This window comes from Alteromonas sp. ASW11-130, assembly GCF_026183735.1.
In the GTDB taxonomy this organism is placed as follows: Bacteria; Pseudomonadota; Gammaproteobacteria; order Enterobacterales; family Alteromonadaceae; genus Alteromonas.
Window position 1 is genome coordinate 33863 of sequence record NZ_JAPFRE010000002.1, and the last position, 16365, is coordinate 50227.

The 16365-nt window shown below is 43.3% G+C and carries 13 protein-coding genes and 1 other RNA gene; 7 read left to right on the forward strand and 7 right to left on the reverse strand.

Going from position 1 to position 16365, the window contains the following annotated elements; genetic code table 11:
• Positions 1-8 precede the first annotated feature (8 nt).
• From OPS28_RS00160 to OPS28_RS00170, 3 genes are read left to right on the forward strand one after another with little or no spacing between them, the layout of a single operon-like run.
• A complete protein-coding gene (locus tag OPS28_RS00160) occupies positions 9-1640 on the forward strand; it encodes a BCCT family transporter (protein WP_265607381.1) in 1632 nt (543 codons plus the stop codon).
• Between the two features lie 46 nt (positions 1641-1686).
• Entirely contained in the window at positions 1687-3645 is a 1959-nt protein-coding gene (locus OPS28_RS00165; protein WP_265607382.1) for a DUF294 nucleotidyltransferase-like domain-containing protein, read from the forward strand.
• 17 nt (positions 3646-3662) lie between these two features.
• Positions 3663-4403 (forward strand): 3'-5' exonuclease, encoded by a 741-nt coding sequence (locus tag OPS28_RS00170; protein ID WP_265607383.1) that lies wholly within the window; start codon positions 3663-3665, stop codon positions 4401-4403.
• Between the two features lie 211 nt (positions 4404-4614).
• Here OPS28_RS00170 and OPS28_RS00175 read toward each other — a convergent pair whose 3' ends face one another.
• On the reverse strand, positions 4615-4953 hold the full coding sequence (locus OPS28_RS00175; protein WP_265607384.1) for an RnfH family protein: 339 nt from the start codon (positions 4951-4953) through the stop codon (positions 4615-4617).
• Positions 4950-5381 (reverse strand): type II toxin-antitoxin system RatA family toxin, encoded by a 432-nt coding sequence (locus tag OPS28_RS00180; RefSeq protein WP_265607385.1) that lies wholly within the window; start codon positions 5379-5381, stop codon positions 4950-4952. The genes OPS28_RS00175 and OPS28_RS00180 overlap by 4 nt, the downstream gene beginning before the upstream one ends.
• Before the next feature lie 162 nt (positions 5382-5543).
• Between OPS28_RS00180 and smpB the strand changes: the two genes are divergently transcribed.
• Together smpB and ssrA are read left to right on the forward strand one after the other, a co-directional pair.
• Positions 5544-6020, forward strand: coding sequence for an SsrA-binding protein SmpB (smpB, locus tag OPS28_RS00185; protein ID WP_265607386.1), 477 nt, complete (start codon positions 5544-5546; stop codon positions 6018-6020).
• Between the two features lie 87 nt (positions 6021-6107).
• Positions 6108-6465, forward strand: a transfer-messenger RNA (tmRNA) gene (ssrA, locus tag OPS28_RS00190).
• A gap of 35 nt (positions 6466-6500) precedes the next feature.
• Here ssrA and OPS28_RS00195 read toward each other — a convergent pair.
• Positions 6501-7982 carry a sensor domain-containing diguanylate cyclase gene (locus tag OPS28_RS00195; RefSeq protein WP_265607387.1) on the reverse strand — a complete coding sequence of 494 codons (1482 nt, stop codon included), beginning with the start codon at positions 7980-7982 and terminating at the stop codon, positions 6501-6503.
• Between the two features lie 233 nt (positions 7983-8215).
• Between OPS28_RS00195 and OPS28_RS00200 the strand changes: the two genes are divergently transcribed.
• Positions 8216-8908: a pirin family protein gene (locus tag OPS28_RS00200; RefSeq protein WP_265607388.1), complete on the forward strand. Its 693-nt coding sequence runs from the start codon at positions 8216-8218 to the stop codon at positions 8906-8908.
• Positions 8909-8974: 66 nt separating this feature from the next.
• On the opposite strand, the gene OPS28_RS00205 is transcribed toward OPS28_RS00200, so the two are convergent.
• The gene (locus tag OPS28_RS00205; protein WP_265607389.1) at positions 8975-9442 is read right to left on the reverse strand and encodes an EVE domain-containing protein; all 468 of its coding nucleotides are present in this window, start codon (positions 9440-9442) and stop codon (positions 8975-8977) included.
• 177 nt (positions 9443-9619) lie between these two features.
• Here OPS28_RS00205 and OPS28_RS00210 point away from each other — a divergent pair, with 177 nt between their 5' ends.
• Positions 9620-11788 (forward strand): YgiQ family radical SAM protein, encoded by a 2169-nt coding sequence (locus tag OPS28_RS00210; RefSeq protein ID WP_265607390.1) that lies wholly within the window; start codon positions 9620-9622, stop codon positions 11786-11788.
• 95 nt (positions 11789-11883) lie between these two features.
• On the opposite strand, the gene ahpF is transcribed toward OPS28_RS00210, so the two are convergent.
• The 3 genes from ahpF to OPS28_RS00225 form a co-directional block, all read right to left on the reverse strand.
• The gene (gene ahpF / locus OPS28_RS00215) at positions 11884-13467 is read right to left on the reverse strand and encodes an alkyl hydroperoxide reductase subunit F (RefSeq protein ID WP_265607391.1); all 1584 of its coding nucleotides are present in this window, start codon (positions 13465-13467) and stop codon (positions 11884-11886) included.
• Between the two features lie 76 nt (positions 13468-13543).
• Positions 13544-14107: an alkyl hydroperoxide reductase subunit C gene (gene ahpC, locus OPS28_RS00220; RefSeq protein ID WP_265607392.1), complete on the reverse strand. Its 564-nt coding sequence runs from the start codon at positions 14105-14107 to the stop codon at positions 13544-13546.
• A gap of 219 nt (positions 14108-14326) precedes the next feature.
• A complete protein-coding gene (locus OPS28_RS00225) occupies positions 14327-16009 on the reverse strand; it encodes a response regulator (protein ID WP_265607393.1) in 1683 nt (560 codons plus the stop codon).
• Positions 16010-16365: the final 356 nt, after the last annotated feature.

The window sequence follows — 16365 nt, forward strand, 5'->3', positions numbered from 1 at the left end:
GAGAAATTATGAGTCAACCTAAAGATCCTTTACGCCCGGATGGCGAAGTCAACCCGATAGATACAGACTATCAAGTGGGACAAGATAATATCGTAGTGAATCTCGGTCCTTTTGGATTAGATATTCATAACCGTGTTTTTGCTATTTCAAGCCTAAGTATTATTGCCTTTGTCGTACTTACACTTGCATTCCAATCAGATGTGGAACCTTTATTCGCAAGCATAAGAAGGTGGTTAACGACGAATCTAGATTGGTTTTTTATTAGCGCAGCAAATATTTTTGTAATTATTTGTATCGGTATTGTTATTTCCCCTCTTGGTAAGGTTAGATTGGGTGGTACACAGGCTACGCCAGACTATAGTTACGTGGCATGGTTTTCCATGCTTTTTGCCGCTGGGATGGGCATAGGTCTTATGTTTTATGGTGTATCTGAGCCTATTTCTCACTTCTCAAGCAGTATAGCTGGGATAGCTCAAAGCGATGGATTGCGCACTGACTGGTCTCCACTAACTGGCGCTACCGAAGATCCCGAAGCAGCCCATCGGCTAGCCATGGCCGCAACAATATATCATTGGGCCTTACATCCGTGGGCCATTTACGCCATCATGGCATTGGGCCTAGCTTTGTTTTCCTTTAATAAAGGTCTACCGCTAACTATTCGCTCTGTCTTTTATTCAGTATTGGGTGAGCGAGTTTGGGGTTGGCCCGGGCATGTAATTGATATTCTTGCCGTATTCGCTACGTTATTCGGGCTTGCTACCTCATTGGGGCTAGGAGCCTCTCAAGCTGCCTCGGGTTTACACTTTTTATTTGGATTGCCTCTGGGCACCACCACCCAGGTAGTGTTAGTGATACTCATAACCGCAATCGCTTTATTTTCCGTTGTCGCGGGGCTTGACGCGGGGGTTAAACGACTGTCTGAATTCAATATGATAGCGGCCGCTGCATTATTGCTATTTATTATTGCGGTAGGTGCTACTGCATCACTCCTGACCGGCTTTTTCGAGAACTTAATCGCGTATTTAACCTATTTGCCTGCTTTATCTAGTCCTATTGGCAGAGAAGATATCAACTTCGCCTCGGGATGGACTGCGTTTTATTGGGCATGGTGGATATCGTGGAGCCCGTTTGTTGGTATGTTCATTGCGCGAGTCTCGCGTGGCCGAACAGTCAGAGAATTTATTGTATCTGTTCTTATTATTCCTTCTCTCGCTTGCGTGTTATGGATGACCGTATTTGGCGGAACGGCGATTTCCCAAGTGGTTGACGCTGGCTATCAGAAAGTAGTGGAAGCTGATCTACCACTTCAGCTGTTTTACATGCTTGAAGCGCTGCCTCTCGCTAACATCACTTCATTTATCGCCATCGTACTAGTCATTGTGTTTTTCGTGACATCGTCAGATTCAGGCTCACTGGTGATCGATGTGATTGCCGCAGGCGGGAAGGTTGAAGCCCCCACTCCGCAACGCGTATTTTGGTGTACTTTCGAAGGTCTGGTAGCCATATCCCTTATCTTGGGTGGGGGGTTAACTGCCCTTCAGGCTATGGCCGTGTCAACGGGCTTACCGTTTACGTTAGTGCTGTTAGTCGCGACTTTTTCGATTATTAAGGGGTTAGCTAGTGAACCTCGTTTAAAATGATACATCATGCATAGACTCACTCTAAACGTGTTAGAAGGAGGGAAACATGCAGGCTGATTTTCCTGAATTGCTGGAATTTTTGCTGCGTCACCCCCCTTTCGACGCTTTACCCGAAGACGCATTCGACGGACTTAATGAGCACGTGGAGATTGCCTATTTTAAGAAAGGGACGGATATTCTTAAACTTGGCGAGCACATCGACAAGTGGTGCGTCATTCGGCAGGGCGCAGTCGAGATTTTCAGACGCAACGGCAGCCTGCATAACCGCCTCAGTACAGGTGGATTTTTTGGCGAGTTAAGTTTATTACAAGGTAAGCCCGTCCGGTTTCCCGTAAAGGCGTTAGAAGACACGTTGTTGTACCTTATCAGCGCAGAAAAGTTCCATTACCTCTTTGATAATTACGATTCATTCGCCGATTTCGTCGAGGTTGAAGACCGCAGACGATTACGGCATGCCGTTCAAAAATCGGAAAATATTCAAAACCTGCTAACGGCCAAAGTAAGCGATCTTCTTGGTGAGAAACTGGAACCTGTTTCGCCTCAAACCACTGTACAAGAAGCAGCCACCTTTATGTGTGAACACAATACGTCCTCGGTTCTGGTGAAGGGTGATGTGGATGACCGAAAAGTCGTCGGTATCTTAACTGATGCAGACATACGCGCAAAGATTGTCAGTAAGGGTTTGCCCTTAACTACACGTGTATACGAAGCGATGCAAAGTGACTTTCCCAGTATCACCACCGACAGGTTCGTTTATGAAGCGATGATGTCGATGCTTAAGAACAACGTTCAACATCTGGTGGTATTACCCAAATCTTCACCGGCTGAGTTACCTTCCACGTTATCTTCGCACAGCGATTCCGGCCAAACGAGTTCGCTATCCCCGGAAGGTATAATTAGTAACGTGGATCTCATTCGTTACGAATCACGCAATAGTCTATTTGTGGTGAGTAGTATTTTTGAAGCCGACTCAGTAGAAGCATTAGCTGCGCTGCGTGAAGATGTGGTCGCATCTTTTCTACGTATGGTAAATGAGGATGCGAACTCAACCATGATTGGCGGTGCATTAGCAGCCATCGGCCGAAGCTTCAAACAACGCTTATTAGAATTAGCAGAAATAAAGCTAGGACCGCCACCCATTCCGTATTGTTTTATAGCCTTGGGTTCGATGGCCCGAGAAGAACAGCTTTTGGTGACTGATCAGGATAATGGGATAATCTTAGATAACCGATTTGAAGAGGACGTTCACGATGCGTATTTTGCCGATTTAGCGCGTTTTGTTTGCGATGGATTACACCAGTGTGGTTATCCCTACTGTAAAGGGAACATCATGGCTACGAATAAGAAGTGGCGTCAGCCATACCGGCAATGGCAACGTTATTTTATCGATTGGATAGAACACCCCACGCCAGAATCTTTGCTTCATAGCAACATATTTTTTGATCTTGACGGGGTGTTCGGAAGGACCGAATGGGCAGAAGAGTTGAATCGTCTGATACTACACAAAGCCTACAAACACCCTCTTTTTCTTGCGAGTATGACACGCAATGCCCTAAGACGGACGCCTCCGTTAGGTTTTTTCAAAGATTTCGTAATGGAATCAGATGGACGGCATTCTAATTCAATTGATATGAAAAAACGCGGAACCTCCCCGATTTCTGATTTAGTGAGGATTCACGCGCTGGAAATTGGCTCAACCAGTGCAAATACCAATGCGCGATTGCAAGATGTAATTCAATCAAATATTTTACCTAACGGAAGAGGTGAAGACTTGAGAGATGCGATGGAACTTATCGCTATGGTAAGAATTCGTCACCAAGCGGTGGACGTAGAACAAGGTATAGAACCGGATAACAATATCGAACCTGATAACCTTTCAGAATTTGAGCGCAAACACTTAAAAGATGCATTTGAAGTAGTGACGAATGCACAACGCTACTTAAGGTTCCGTTACCAAGCTGGTCGCCAGTTCACACGAGACGCAGCGCCTTCGGTAACAAGGTGAGTGAGCGTTCTTAATATATGTTTTACCTATCAAAAGATGATTTAAAACGAAAATCTAAGCGGCCTAGAGACTGGCAAGCGTACTATCGCAGCCAAACAAAGCTGACCACTGCCCCCCTGTTACAATCGTTTTATGATACCTTACCGGCCTCGCTGAATTCACATATATCTACCGTTCCATTAGTGGCTCTAGATTTAGAAACCACTGGTTTAAATCGTAATCGCGATAGTATTGTAAGTATAGGGCTGGTTGAATTCAGTACCCAGCGCATTCGTTTGAATTCCACGCAATACTGGATAGTTAGGCCTCCCAGTCAACTGCATGAAACGTCAGTGTTGGTGCATAGCCTAACCCACAGCCAAGTCGCTACGGCTCCAAATATTGAAACTATTCTGAAACAGTTGGTTCCTTTATTAGCGGGAAAGGTTGTCGTCGCCCATCATGCTTCTATAGAACGCCAATTCCTACTTAAAGCAGCGCAACGGGCGTTTAATAGCGACTGGTATTTTCCGATGATAGATACGATGAAATTAGAGCGAAAATTGAATGAAGAAAAACAATCTTGGTGGCAAAAATGGTTTACGCATAAATACCCTACTCTACAATTGAGAGATACCCGGATTCGGTATGGTCTACCTGGCTATCGCCAACATCATGCATTAAATGATGCGATTGCCTGTGCTGAATTATTTCAAGCGCAAATAGCGAATTTAGGCGAGGACACAATACTCGTCGAACTATTGGATAACGCACTGTAGGGGCTCAATAAACCCGGAGACCAGTTTAAGTTATAAAGCAACCACCACACATAGCTCTAAAGATGAATAGAGACGTCATTGCCCCACTTGACGACGCTCTCAATTTTATGCAAAGCAAATAGCACGTTGTATATCTGAAGGCCCTATGCCGCAATATTATTAAAAGCGGGTATGGATACTGCGCTCATTCTGTGTAAGGAAGTAGACAAGATTATTGTTTTTTTAGACGGTTGAGACGACCACCTGTGACTTTATCTGCGCGCCCTTCTTGCTTCGCTTTTTCAGCTCTGCGCTTTCTAACTTCCTTAGGATCTGCAATAAGTGGGCGATAAATTTCGATTCTATCGCCATCTTTTACTTCATCCTGCAACTTCGCAACCCTGCTCCAGACCCCGATTTTCTGCTGATTAAGATCGATTTCAGGATAAAGAGTTTGGATATTAGATAACTTAATCACTTCTTCTACTGTAGCCCCTTTGGCTATGGAGACTTCTACAATAGATTGCCTGTCGGGTAATGCGTAGGCGACTTCTACTTTTATCATGCTCATGCGTAAACCGTTCGCGCGCGTTCTGTAAAAGCATTCACCATACTAGCCGCCAGGCTACTGAATATTTTTCCGAACGCCAACTCTGCTAACTTGTTACTAAATTCAAATTCCAAATTAAGTTCGATTTTACAAGCTGACTCTGAAAGTGCTGAAAATGTCCAACCGCCTTGCAATTGCTTAAAGGGACCATCAATCAGTGTCATTTCAATACGCTTAGTTGGGTGTAAGGTATTCAAGGTAGTAAACCACTGCTTAACGCCCGCCTTCGTGACTAATAATGAAGCTTTCATTTTTTCTGCATCAAAATCAAGTACTTTGCTATCAGCGCAACCAGGTAAAAACTGAGGATAGGATTCAACATCATTGACCAACTCAAACATGGCCTCGGCGCTGTACGCCACTAATGCGCTACGTTGAATGCTCGGCATAAACTCTGATCTCTTAAACTAAATAATGTACCAATAAAAACTGCGCTGAGTGTATCATGAGATTTTTCTACCACCTACCCTTCTGTTTTTGTTCTGCATCCCCATAAAATGTTTTCGTGACAATCTAAAGACTTTAGCGAATGAGTGGGTATAATAACGCGCATGAAAAAAAATAAAGATAACAAGAACAGTACCGGTACTATCGCGCTGAATAAAAAAGCCCGCCACGATTATCATCTTGAAGATAAATTCGAAGCAGGTATCGCGCTACAGGGCTGGGAGCTTAAAAGCCTTCGTGCGGGTAAAGCGAACATCACTGACACGTATGTTATTATCCAGAACGGCGAGGCCTATTTAGTGGGTGCGCGTATTTCACCGCTCACTCAAGCGTCTACTCACGTGATTTGTGAACCAGAACGCTCACGAAAGCTATTGCTTAACAAACGTGAAATTGATCGACTGATGGGCGCGCGGGATCGTCAAGGCTACAGTATCATCGCGACTGCCATGTACTGGAAGAAATGCTGGGTAAAATTAGAAATTTATTTAGCCAAAGGTAAACAGGAACACGATAAGCGCGATACGATTAAAGACCGTGACTGGCAACGCCAGAAAGAGCGTGTAATGAAACATGGTTAACAAATAACCGTTTATTAGGAAAATCAACGGACTTAGTATAAGTTAATGTTTTCCTAAGAAGTATTATGTTATACTTCACCACTCCTCGGGGCTGATTAGGATTCGACAGGATCTAGGAAGCTGGAGGTGCATGCAGAGGTGCGGTTTGCCTCTTAAAAAAGCCGCATTTAAATAGTCGCAAACGACGAAAACTACGCACTAGCCGCTTAATAACCGGTATAGGCCCTTCCACCACAGCTTTGTTTGCTAGCGTGGATTCGGAAGGTCATATAAGCAAACTAGCGAGGGAAACTTTCCTGAGGTTGAACCGCGAAATAGTATCAGGACCGCTACGAGGAATCCTGTTTGCCGGAGTCCGAAGTAGTTAAAGAAAAGACAAACTAAGCATGTAGTACCAAAAGTAGACATTTTCTGGACGCGGGTTCAAATCCCGCCAGCTCCACCAAATTTAAAAAAGACACTTTCGAGTGTCTTTTATTGTTATTCAAACACCTCAATTCGATTGCGACCCATCTCTTTCGCCTGATAAAGCGCTTTATCAGCCATGTTGATCAACTTACTGTTCGTTAAAACCGTACTGCATTTTTGACTAGCGATCCCTATACTTACGGAAAGTACATCGCTGTCAGGTGAAACTTGAAAGGGAATGGCTAATTGTTGCACTGCCTGCATCGCAAGTTCTGCGATATAGTAAGCTTGCTCAGTGTCGGTTTGGGGCAGGATAATGACAAACTCTTCTCCCCCGTAGCGTGCGGCTAAATCATCACAGCGTCTGCAACAGCTTTGAAATGCTTGCGCTACCTGTTTCAACGCTTCGTCTCCAGCAACGTGACCATAGGTATCATTAAAGAGTTTAAAGCGGTCGACATCAATAAGCAGTAAGCTGATAGCTTCCTGCTCTCTGGTTCCCCTGCGTATCGCGCTTTCAAGTTTGGTGTCAAATTGCCTGCGATTTGCGATCCCGGTTAAACCATCAGAGTTAGCTAAATGATCAAGTTGTTTATTTGCTTCAGCCAGTTTGTTTGTGACCTCCTCCAGCGATTGCTTGTTGGTCATATTTGCCAAGGTATTACTGACAATTTCGCCAATCAATTTAAGGTAGATGACATCATGTTCGCGCCAGTTATTGGCGCTGCCTACTATATCGCAACCAATAAAACCAAATAAGTTTCCGTTGAGATGAATTGAAGTACATAACACTGCCCCAATACGCTCTCGTTCAAATTCTTGTTTTTCAAGTGCTGCACTCGCTGGCAACTTGCTAACATCGTTTACTTTAAACACATGTTCAGTTTTGATGACGTTATAGAAATAAGGCAAATCGTCTGCGCAAACACCTTTAAGCTCGTCTTTATGAGGGGTTATGCCCGGCGCTACCCACTCGTGGGTGTTATCCATCAACGTGCCGTTTTCATAGAATTGAAAAATATAACAACGATCGACGCCACTGAACTCTCCAAATGCACCAAGCTTCATCTCGATAAGTTCGTCTAGATTGTCTGAGCTGACATTAATTAGCTGAGACGAAATTCTGGAAAGCAAGCGGTTAAATTCTAGATGATTGGCAAGGGGTGACCCTAGGGCTGGTTGTTGATGGGTTAAGTCATTGTTCTGAACATTGGTTAAATGGAGCACTACCAGATGAAGGCCATTTAACTTAATTAACGAACCTTTGATAATACAATTTAGATTTTTAGCGGGGCTGGTGATCCTGACCTTTAATTTAACCACATGTTGCTGGGCACAACGCTTAAACGGATGCGCATCATCCACCAAGAGACGTTTGCTTTTTGCATCGTAAAACTTTAATCCTTGTAGAAACTCATCACAAAGCCGATCTGTTCCAAATAGCTTTAGACAGGCTTTACTCGCGTGGATGGTGTTGTCGTCAACACGCTTAACAAGCAAGCTGGCAGGTATCTGCCTAATCAGTTCCATGCTACCCGTATCGGTCAATTTCATTCCTATGCTGAAACCTATTCATTTAGAGTAGCATTGTTATAAAAAAAAACTCAACCGTTCAATTATGAAGCTTAGTATATAAGTATGGTTTTAAACAAAGTATACCTGACCGGTGGCGAGCTTCCCTTCCGTATAATTCGAAATTAACGAACCTATGAGTTCATTTTTTACGCTGTTACCAATCACTCATCAGTCATACACTAATGCTAAGTAAATAAGAACCATATTTCTCAATGATTTATTTTAGACGCGCAACTGAGCGAGGTACAGCGAACTTTGGTTGGTTGCAAAGCCGACATTCTTTCTCATTTGGTCATTATTACGATCCCCAACATATGGGCTTTTCTGTATTACGCGTCATTAACGACGATGTGGTTAAAGGCGGAGCCGGTTTTGATACTCATGGTCATAAAGATATGGAAATTATCTCCTATGTTCTGAAGGGAGCTATTGAGCATAAAGACAGTGAAGGTAACGCTTATGTCGTTCCTGCAGGCGATGTGCAACGTATGAGTGCAGGCACGGGTATTTTGCATTCTGAATTCAACCATTCCAAACATGATGAAGTACGATTCTTACAGATTTGGATCGTGCCCAATAAGCAGGGTATTACGCCGTCCTATGAGCAAAAAACTGTCTGTCAAACTGAAAAGTTAACCCCCCTGGTGACCGCGGATGGACGAAAAAATTCTTTAACCATGCAGCAAAATGCAAGTTTATATCGGCTTGTTTTAAATGAGGGGGATGTAATTAGTTTATCTGCTGAGTCTCAGTGGGGCTATTTGCACATCATTGACGGTGAGACACAAGTAGGTGAGCATAATCTTTGTGCAGGCGACGCCATCGGTGTAACCGAAGGCACGTTAGATATTCAGGCAGCAACGCAATTAACGGCGCTATGGTTTGAATTACCGGCTCAAGCCTAAAGCCCGTTACTATTGTAACGTGTGTTATTAGCTTTAGGTTCGTACTTCAAAGCACAGGAGGCAGTGCTACAGCTCCCTCGCAGCGGTCTTTAATATTCGCCACTCATCTTTATTAACTGGCATAATAGATAATCGGTGCCCCTTCTTAACCAGTCCAATATCGGTTATCCCGGGCATAGACTTAATCTTTTTAAGTGGTAGCACTTGAGCGAATTTTTCTTTAAATTTCACATCTACCCGATACCATCGCGGGTCAGTTCGATTTGCCTTTGGATCATAATAGGCTGATTCGGGATCAAATTGCGTTTCATCGGCGTAACCGGCTTTCACTACCGTGGCAATACCAGCTATACCAACCTCTTTACAACTTGAGTGGTAAATGAATACTTCATCCTCTTGTGCCACTTCATCTCGCAGAAAGTTTCGTGCCTGATAATTGCGTACGCCGTCCCACGGTTCAGTTTGGTGAGGTCTACTGATGAGATCGTCTATGCCAAACGTGTCTGGTTCCGTTTTAAATAGCCAATAGTTCATAAAAAATTCGCAAAAGTAAATGTGACACACTGTAATAATAAAAGCTTAAGCCAGTTCTTTGTTTTCACAACATATTTTTCCGTAAAAAATATCGAGTGGTTAAATTTTGACTAATCCCTAGGCGATAGCCACCCTAGCCTGCTATAATGCGCGCCCCGTTTTTTTCTGGTCTTTGATATGCAAGCAACAATAAAAGCAGATCGTGGTCTGTTTTCTTACCCAAAGTACTGGCCTCATTGTTTAGGTACAGCGCCATTTCTCCCAATGTCTAAAAAGGAAATGGATGAGCTCGGTTGGGATAGTTGCGACATTATTTTAGTAACAGGCGATGCTTATGTTGACCACCCGAGTTTTGGCATGGCTGTTGTCGGACGCGTTTTGGAGGCACACGGCTTTAGAGTGGGTATTATTGCGCAGCCTGACTGGACCAGTAAAGACGATTTCATGAAACTGGGTGAGCCTAATCTGTATTTCGGTGTCACTGCAGGCAACATGGATTCTATGATTAATCGCTACACAGCGGATAAAAAAATACGCCATGACGACGCGTATACGCCTGACAACATTGGCGGCAAACGGCCCGATCGCGCGGTTACCGTTTATAGTCAGCGCTGTAAGGAAGCGTACAAGGGAATTCCAGTAATAATTGGCGGTATCGAAGCGAGCTTACGTCGAATAGCTCACTACGACTACTGGTCTGAAAAGGTCCGTCGAAGCGCTTTGTTCGATGCCAAAGCCGACATGTTAATGTTTGGTAATGCCGAACGCCCTCTTGTTGAAGTCACGCACCGTTTAGCAGCGGGTGAAAACATTGCCGATATTCGTGATGTACGTGGAACAGCTATTATAGTTAAAGAGGCGCTACCCGAATGGCAGGGGGTGGACTCTACATCAATTGATCGCCCTGGAAAAATTGAGCCTATTCCTAGTCCCTATATGGAAGAGCCAGAGTGTGACAAAAAGGAAGCAGAGCCAGATAATGCAAACGCTGCAAAAGCCATTGTTATACAGCCGCCTGAGCGACGCAAGCCATGGGAAAATGTATACGTTAAACTGCCAGCCTTTGAGACCGTTAAAGACAATAAGGTTCTCTATGCGCATACTTCCCGAATTCTACATCAGGAAACTAACCCAGGTTGCGCCCGCGCGTTAATGCAACGCCATGGCAATCGTCATATCTGGATAAACCCGCCAGCGATGCCCTTAGAAACAGAAGAAATGGACGCGGTATTCGATTTGCCTTATCAGCGTGTCCCTCATCCTGTATACGGGAAAGCGAAAATTCCAGCGTATGAGATGATCCGTTTTTCGGTCAACATCATGCGAGGGTGTTATGGAGGCTGCACGTTCTGCTCCATCACCGAGCACGAAGGGCGAATTATTCAAAGCCGTTCTGAAGACTCTATTATTCGTGAAATAGAACAAATCCGCGATAATGTTCCTGGCTTTACTGGCGTGATTTCGGATTTAGGTGGCCCGACAGCAAATATGTATCGTTTACGCTGTAAAAGTCCAAAAGCAGAAGCCACATGCAGACGCCCCTCGTGCGTGTACCCTAGCATATGTGCACACATGGATACCGACCATACACCAACAATAGATTTATACCGCCGCGCTCGTGATTTACCCGGTATAAAAAAGATCTTGATTGCTTCAGGTGTACGCTATGACCTTGCAGTAGAAGACCCTGCTTATGTGCGTGAACTTGCATTACACCATGTAGGTGGTTATTTAAAGATTGCTCCTGAGCATACTGAAGATGGCCCGCTCAGCAAAATGATGAAACCTGGTATGGGTAGCTATTACCGGTTTAAAGAACTATTCGATAAGTACTCGCAAGAAGCCGGTAAAAAACAGTACCTCATTCCCTATTTCATCGCGTCGCATCCAGGCACAACAGATGAGGACATGCTAAATTTAGCTATATGGTTGAAGGAAAACCGTTTTAAGTTAGATCAGGTACAAAACTTTTATCCGTCGCCCATGGCCACTGCGACTACCATGTATCACACTGAAGTGAATTCATTAAGAAAAGTAACGAAAGATAGCGAAGCTGTCCCGTCTGCAAAAGGCGAAATTCATCGACGCCTACATAAAGCCATGCTGCGATACCACGATCCTAAAAACTTCGCTCAAATTCGAGAAGCGTTGATCAAAATGGGGCGCGAAGATCTCATTGGCCGCGGTCCTCAACATTTAGTCCCGCCTGCGTCGGCTAAAGAAAAACATCAAAAAGCGCGTCCGGGTAAACGTGGTGAGAGAGCATTAACCAAGCATACTGGTCTACCACCTCAGCCTACCTATAAGAAGCATGGTGGGAAAAAGAAGGTTAAAGCAAAAAACTAAGTTTGATTCTGGATAGTGTCGTGATTGTAGCAAAGATGCCCGTTTTCACGGGCATCACTATTTAGAGGGTTTAACAACTGAAAGAAGCATTCGTATCACGCAACTTTTGCCATATCCTCTTCAACCTGGTGAGTAAGCAAATATTCAAAAGCGGCTAATGAGGCTTTTGCACCCTCGCCCATCGAAACGACTATTTGCTTATATGGCACAGTCGTAACATCACCTGCTGCAAATATTCCAGGTTCAGACGTCAGACATTTTTCGTCGACGATGATCTCACCATATTTAGTGGTGTCTACAATGTTTTTAATGAATTGACTGTTTGGTACGAGACCGATTTGAACAAACACACCTGATAGCGCTTGCGTTGTCACTTCCTCTGAATCACGATCCTTGTACTCTATACCTGTTACTTTGCCATTTTCAGCAACGATTTGCTGCGTAGCAACATTCTTTTTAATCGTAATATTGTTGCGCTTCTTCGCTTGCTCGACCAATACCTTGTCTGCTTTTAACTCGGGCATAAACTCAAACACCGTGACTGATTTTACAATTCCTGCCAAATCCAGTGCCGCTTCGATGCCAGAGTTTCCTCCCCCTATAACGGCAACATCTTTCCCTTTAAAGAAAGGTCCGTCACAATGAGGACAATACGCCACACCATTACCAACATTTTCTTTTTCGCCGGGTACACCCAGTTCACGCCAGCGAGCTCCGGTGGCGACTATCACCGAGCGACTTGAAATCACCTCGCCTGACGAAAGCGTAATAGTTTTAACATTCCCACTTTCAACACTTGCTACATGCACGTGTTCCTTCAGCGTAATGTCATAGTCTTTCATATGTTCGGCAAGGTTTCCGACTAACTCAGGACCCGTGGTTTTAGGCACCGAAATCAAGTTCTCTATGCCCATCGTATCTTTAACCTGACCACCGAAGCGGTCGGCTACCACTGTCACGTTTAATCCTTTTCTGGCGCTATAAATAGCTGCACTCACGCCCGCAGGCCCCCCGCCAATAACGGTTACATCTTGCAAAGGCAAGCTTTTACCTTTGTTGACTTCTGTTAGCTGGGGAAATTTCTCAACTAACTTATCGATTAGTGTTGCGGCATCCACTTTACCATTTGCGAAAAGTTCACCGTTTAAGTAAACACTAGGAACGCCTTGTATATCACGCTCTTCCACCAGGTTTTGGTAAAGACCGCCGTCAATCATTTCAGTTGAAATATTCGGATTTAGCAGCGCAAATTGATTCAGCACCTGGACTACGTCCGGACAGTTATGGCAGCTTAGGCTAACGAATACTTCAAAATGAAGCTGCTCAGATACAGCTGACACCATTTTACGTACACTGTCGTCAAGTTTTAGCTCGGTTCCCGCTGAATGCAGGATGGCCAAAACCAGCGAATTGAACTCATGTCCACTGGGAATACCCGAAAATCGAATACCTGAATCGACTTCATTAATTTCTAATAAAAAACTTAGCGAACTACGTAATTTACCTTCGGTATCACGCTCAACAAAATTGATACGTTCACTCGTATCAGCAATGCTAGTCAAAAATGACTTTAATTCAGCTCGTTTACTGTGTTCACCGGTTTGCAAAACAAACGTGACATCGTTTTGCATTGACTCAAAATAACCTCTTAATGCTTTTTCTATATCTGGGGTTAGCATAACGAATTTGTCCTTTTAGTAATTAGAGAAATGGCGCGGCTAAATAGCCGCGCAATGTGCACGTTTGCCAGTAAGCTTAGATTTTGCCTACTAAGTCTAATGACGGGGCAAGCGTAGCTTCTCCCTCTTTCCATTTGGCTGGACACACTTCACCAGGGTGATTTGCCACATATTGTGCGGCTTTAATCTTGCGCACCAAATCGTCTGCATCGCGACCGATACCTTCAGCGGTAATTTCCATTGCCTGAATGATACCTTCAGGGTCAACAACAAACGTTGCGCGGTCAGCTAGACCCATAGTCTCACGCATACAATCGAAGTTACGCGTAACCTCCCCAGTAGGGTCGCCAATCATAGCAAACTTAATTTTCCCGATGGTTTCTGAAGCATCGTGCCACGCTTTGTGTGTAAAGTGCGTATCGGTTGAAACAGAAAATACTTCTACACCACGCGCTTGCAATTCTTCATATTTGTCTGCAATATCACCTAATTCCGTAGGGCAAACGAATGTAAAATCTGCTGGATAAAAAACGAAAACAGCCCACTTACCCTTAATGTCTTCACTGCTTACTTCAATAAATTCACCATTTTTAAACGCATTTGCTTTAAACGGTTTTATTGCTGTATTAATTAATGCCATGTAGATTACTCTCCATTCTTTTGAAGGCTTAACGCCAGATGATACAAGTTTAAAGAAATTCGGCGGTCCCGAACTCGATGGCATTAGAATAGAGAAATGAGTGGAAGAAAGATAATTGATTAATTAGAACGGGCTAATCATAAATTCCGATTACATAGATAGCAAACAAACGTTTTTTTGAATCATGACGTGTACGCTATCTACCTTGTTGGGGGACTGTCAAACCACCGCTTTTGTAGGTGAAGCCATGTCGTCATTTTTAGCTTCAAAAGAAATTCCGAGCGCTTTTAAGTATTGATTACATTTTTGCAACTGAGTCGCGGGCAAGCTACCACCCATCAATAGTAAACCTGTTTTTTTAGCCACTTCCAGCTGTTCTAAAGACAGCGGTTCTTTAAAATTAAGTTGTACTAAAACTTTAAGCAAACTCAAAGCAATTTGTTTATCGCCAGGGGCTAATGTAAGTGCCTGCTTTAAATTATTATAGGCTGGCGCAATACGGTTCTCTTTGTAGTTAGTCGCCGCCATCTTTTTTAGCTCTTTGGTCGTAAAATTAATCTCTTTACGCTCAATAGACTCTTGTTTCAAATATTCGTTTAATACCTGACTACTGAAAGTGTCGCCTTCAATCTTCGTTCTCAAATCATCGAGAAGTTTAAGACAGTGCTCTTTCATACCTATTTCATGAAATGCTTTCATCTTATCTAGGCAATCTTCCATTGATAAATTCTCAATAGAAGGCTTTTGCATTTTCATAATGCTTTCAGCGCCACATTTATCGTCCTTAAGACATAATAAACGCGCTTCAATAATAGTAAGCTGGGTACCTAATTGTAACATTAGTCCCTTTTGCTGTTTAATTTCATGCAGAACAGACTCAAGTTTCTGCAAAGTTTTTTGCGCTTCTTCGCCACTTTGGGTAGTGGCTAAATCTATTGAGGAACGAATAACATTTATTTGCAGTTCTGGCGAATCGTGAATTGAGTTTCGGGCAAATTTAGCCATATTCTTCACAGCTGCTAATTGCCCCTCTTTATCACGATTTAAACGTGCCAGATCCCATACTTTTTTGTTGCGATTAATATTCCTTGGTGCTAACAAACTAGCCTGTTTCATTTGCTTATACGCAGCATCAAACTGTACTTTTTCTATATAATGTTGCGCCAATAGATCGTACATTTGAAATCGGGTATCTTGCCGAACTAATAAATTTTCAATTAATGAAGCAGCTTCTTCTGCTTTATCTTGTTTGAGCATAGCGCGCGCCAACCCTATATGCATCCAACCCTGATCCTGCTCTTCTAAAAGCGTACTAAAATATTGTTCTGCATCATGATACTGATAGAGTTGGAAAAGACATTCTCCGATAGTGCGTTTTAATTTGGGGTGATATTCACTAAGCGACGTATCCAAAAGCTGTCTTTCAGCTTGGTAAATCGCCGCAGAAAAATCCCGTTCAGATAGGCAATGATATACCTTGTTAAGCTTAGCGCGGACGCTGAGAAGGTGCGTAAGACGTCGTTCTACTCTATTACGCGCCAGGGGTTTTACCCAAAAATCATCTGGTTGAAGTTCAAAAATACAATTAACCAGTTCTTGGCTAGTTTCTGCACTAAGAAACACTACTGTCGCTTTATCAGTGATAAAACCTTTATGCTTCAATTCTTCAAATAAATGGAAACCGTCTTTGTCGTGACTGACATTAAAGGCTAGGAGAATAATATCGAACTGTTGCTGTTCACACAAACGAAGAGCGTGAAACGCATTCATTGCGCTACTGACTTTCTTAATGCCAATGTCAATCAAGGCTGGTTTAATGATCTCATGTACCAGACTTTGATTATCAATAATCAGTACATTAAGGTCGTTAAAGGAGGGGGGAGACGGGAACTTTTCTAACATAGCCCTGGTTTATAGCTTCAACATTTTCAAAAATGCCGGCCAACCACTACTATCGAAAAGATTGCAGACATCAACCAACGTTCAGACTGTTTATATATCAAACAGCTTAGCTCCAGCAAATACTACCAGCAAATATTGGATTGTCTACTTTTGCTAGGACTTCATGTACCTAAAGTAGTTGCTTTACGAGGTATTTCGGTTTTATATGTTAAAAAAGATATTTATTTCAGCTAACCATGAGAAGATCATAGGCTATTACTATCATCCTACCCGTGACGGTAAAACGATCAATTTATCCAAACTTCAGGTATAAACTGTTGTTATAGAAGCGCTAAATTCATATGTCGCTAAGATAT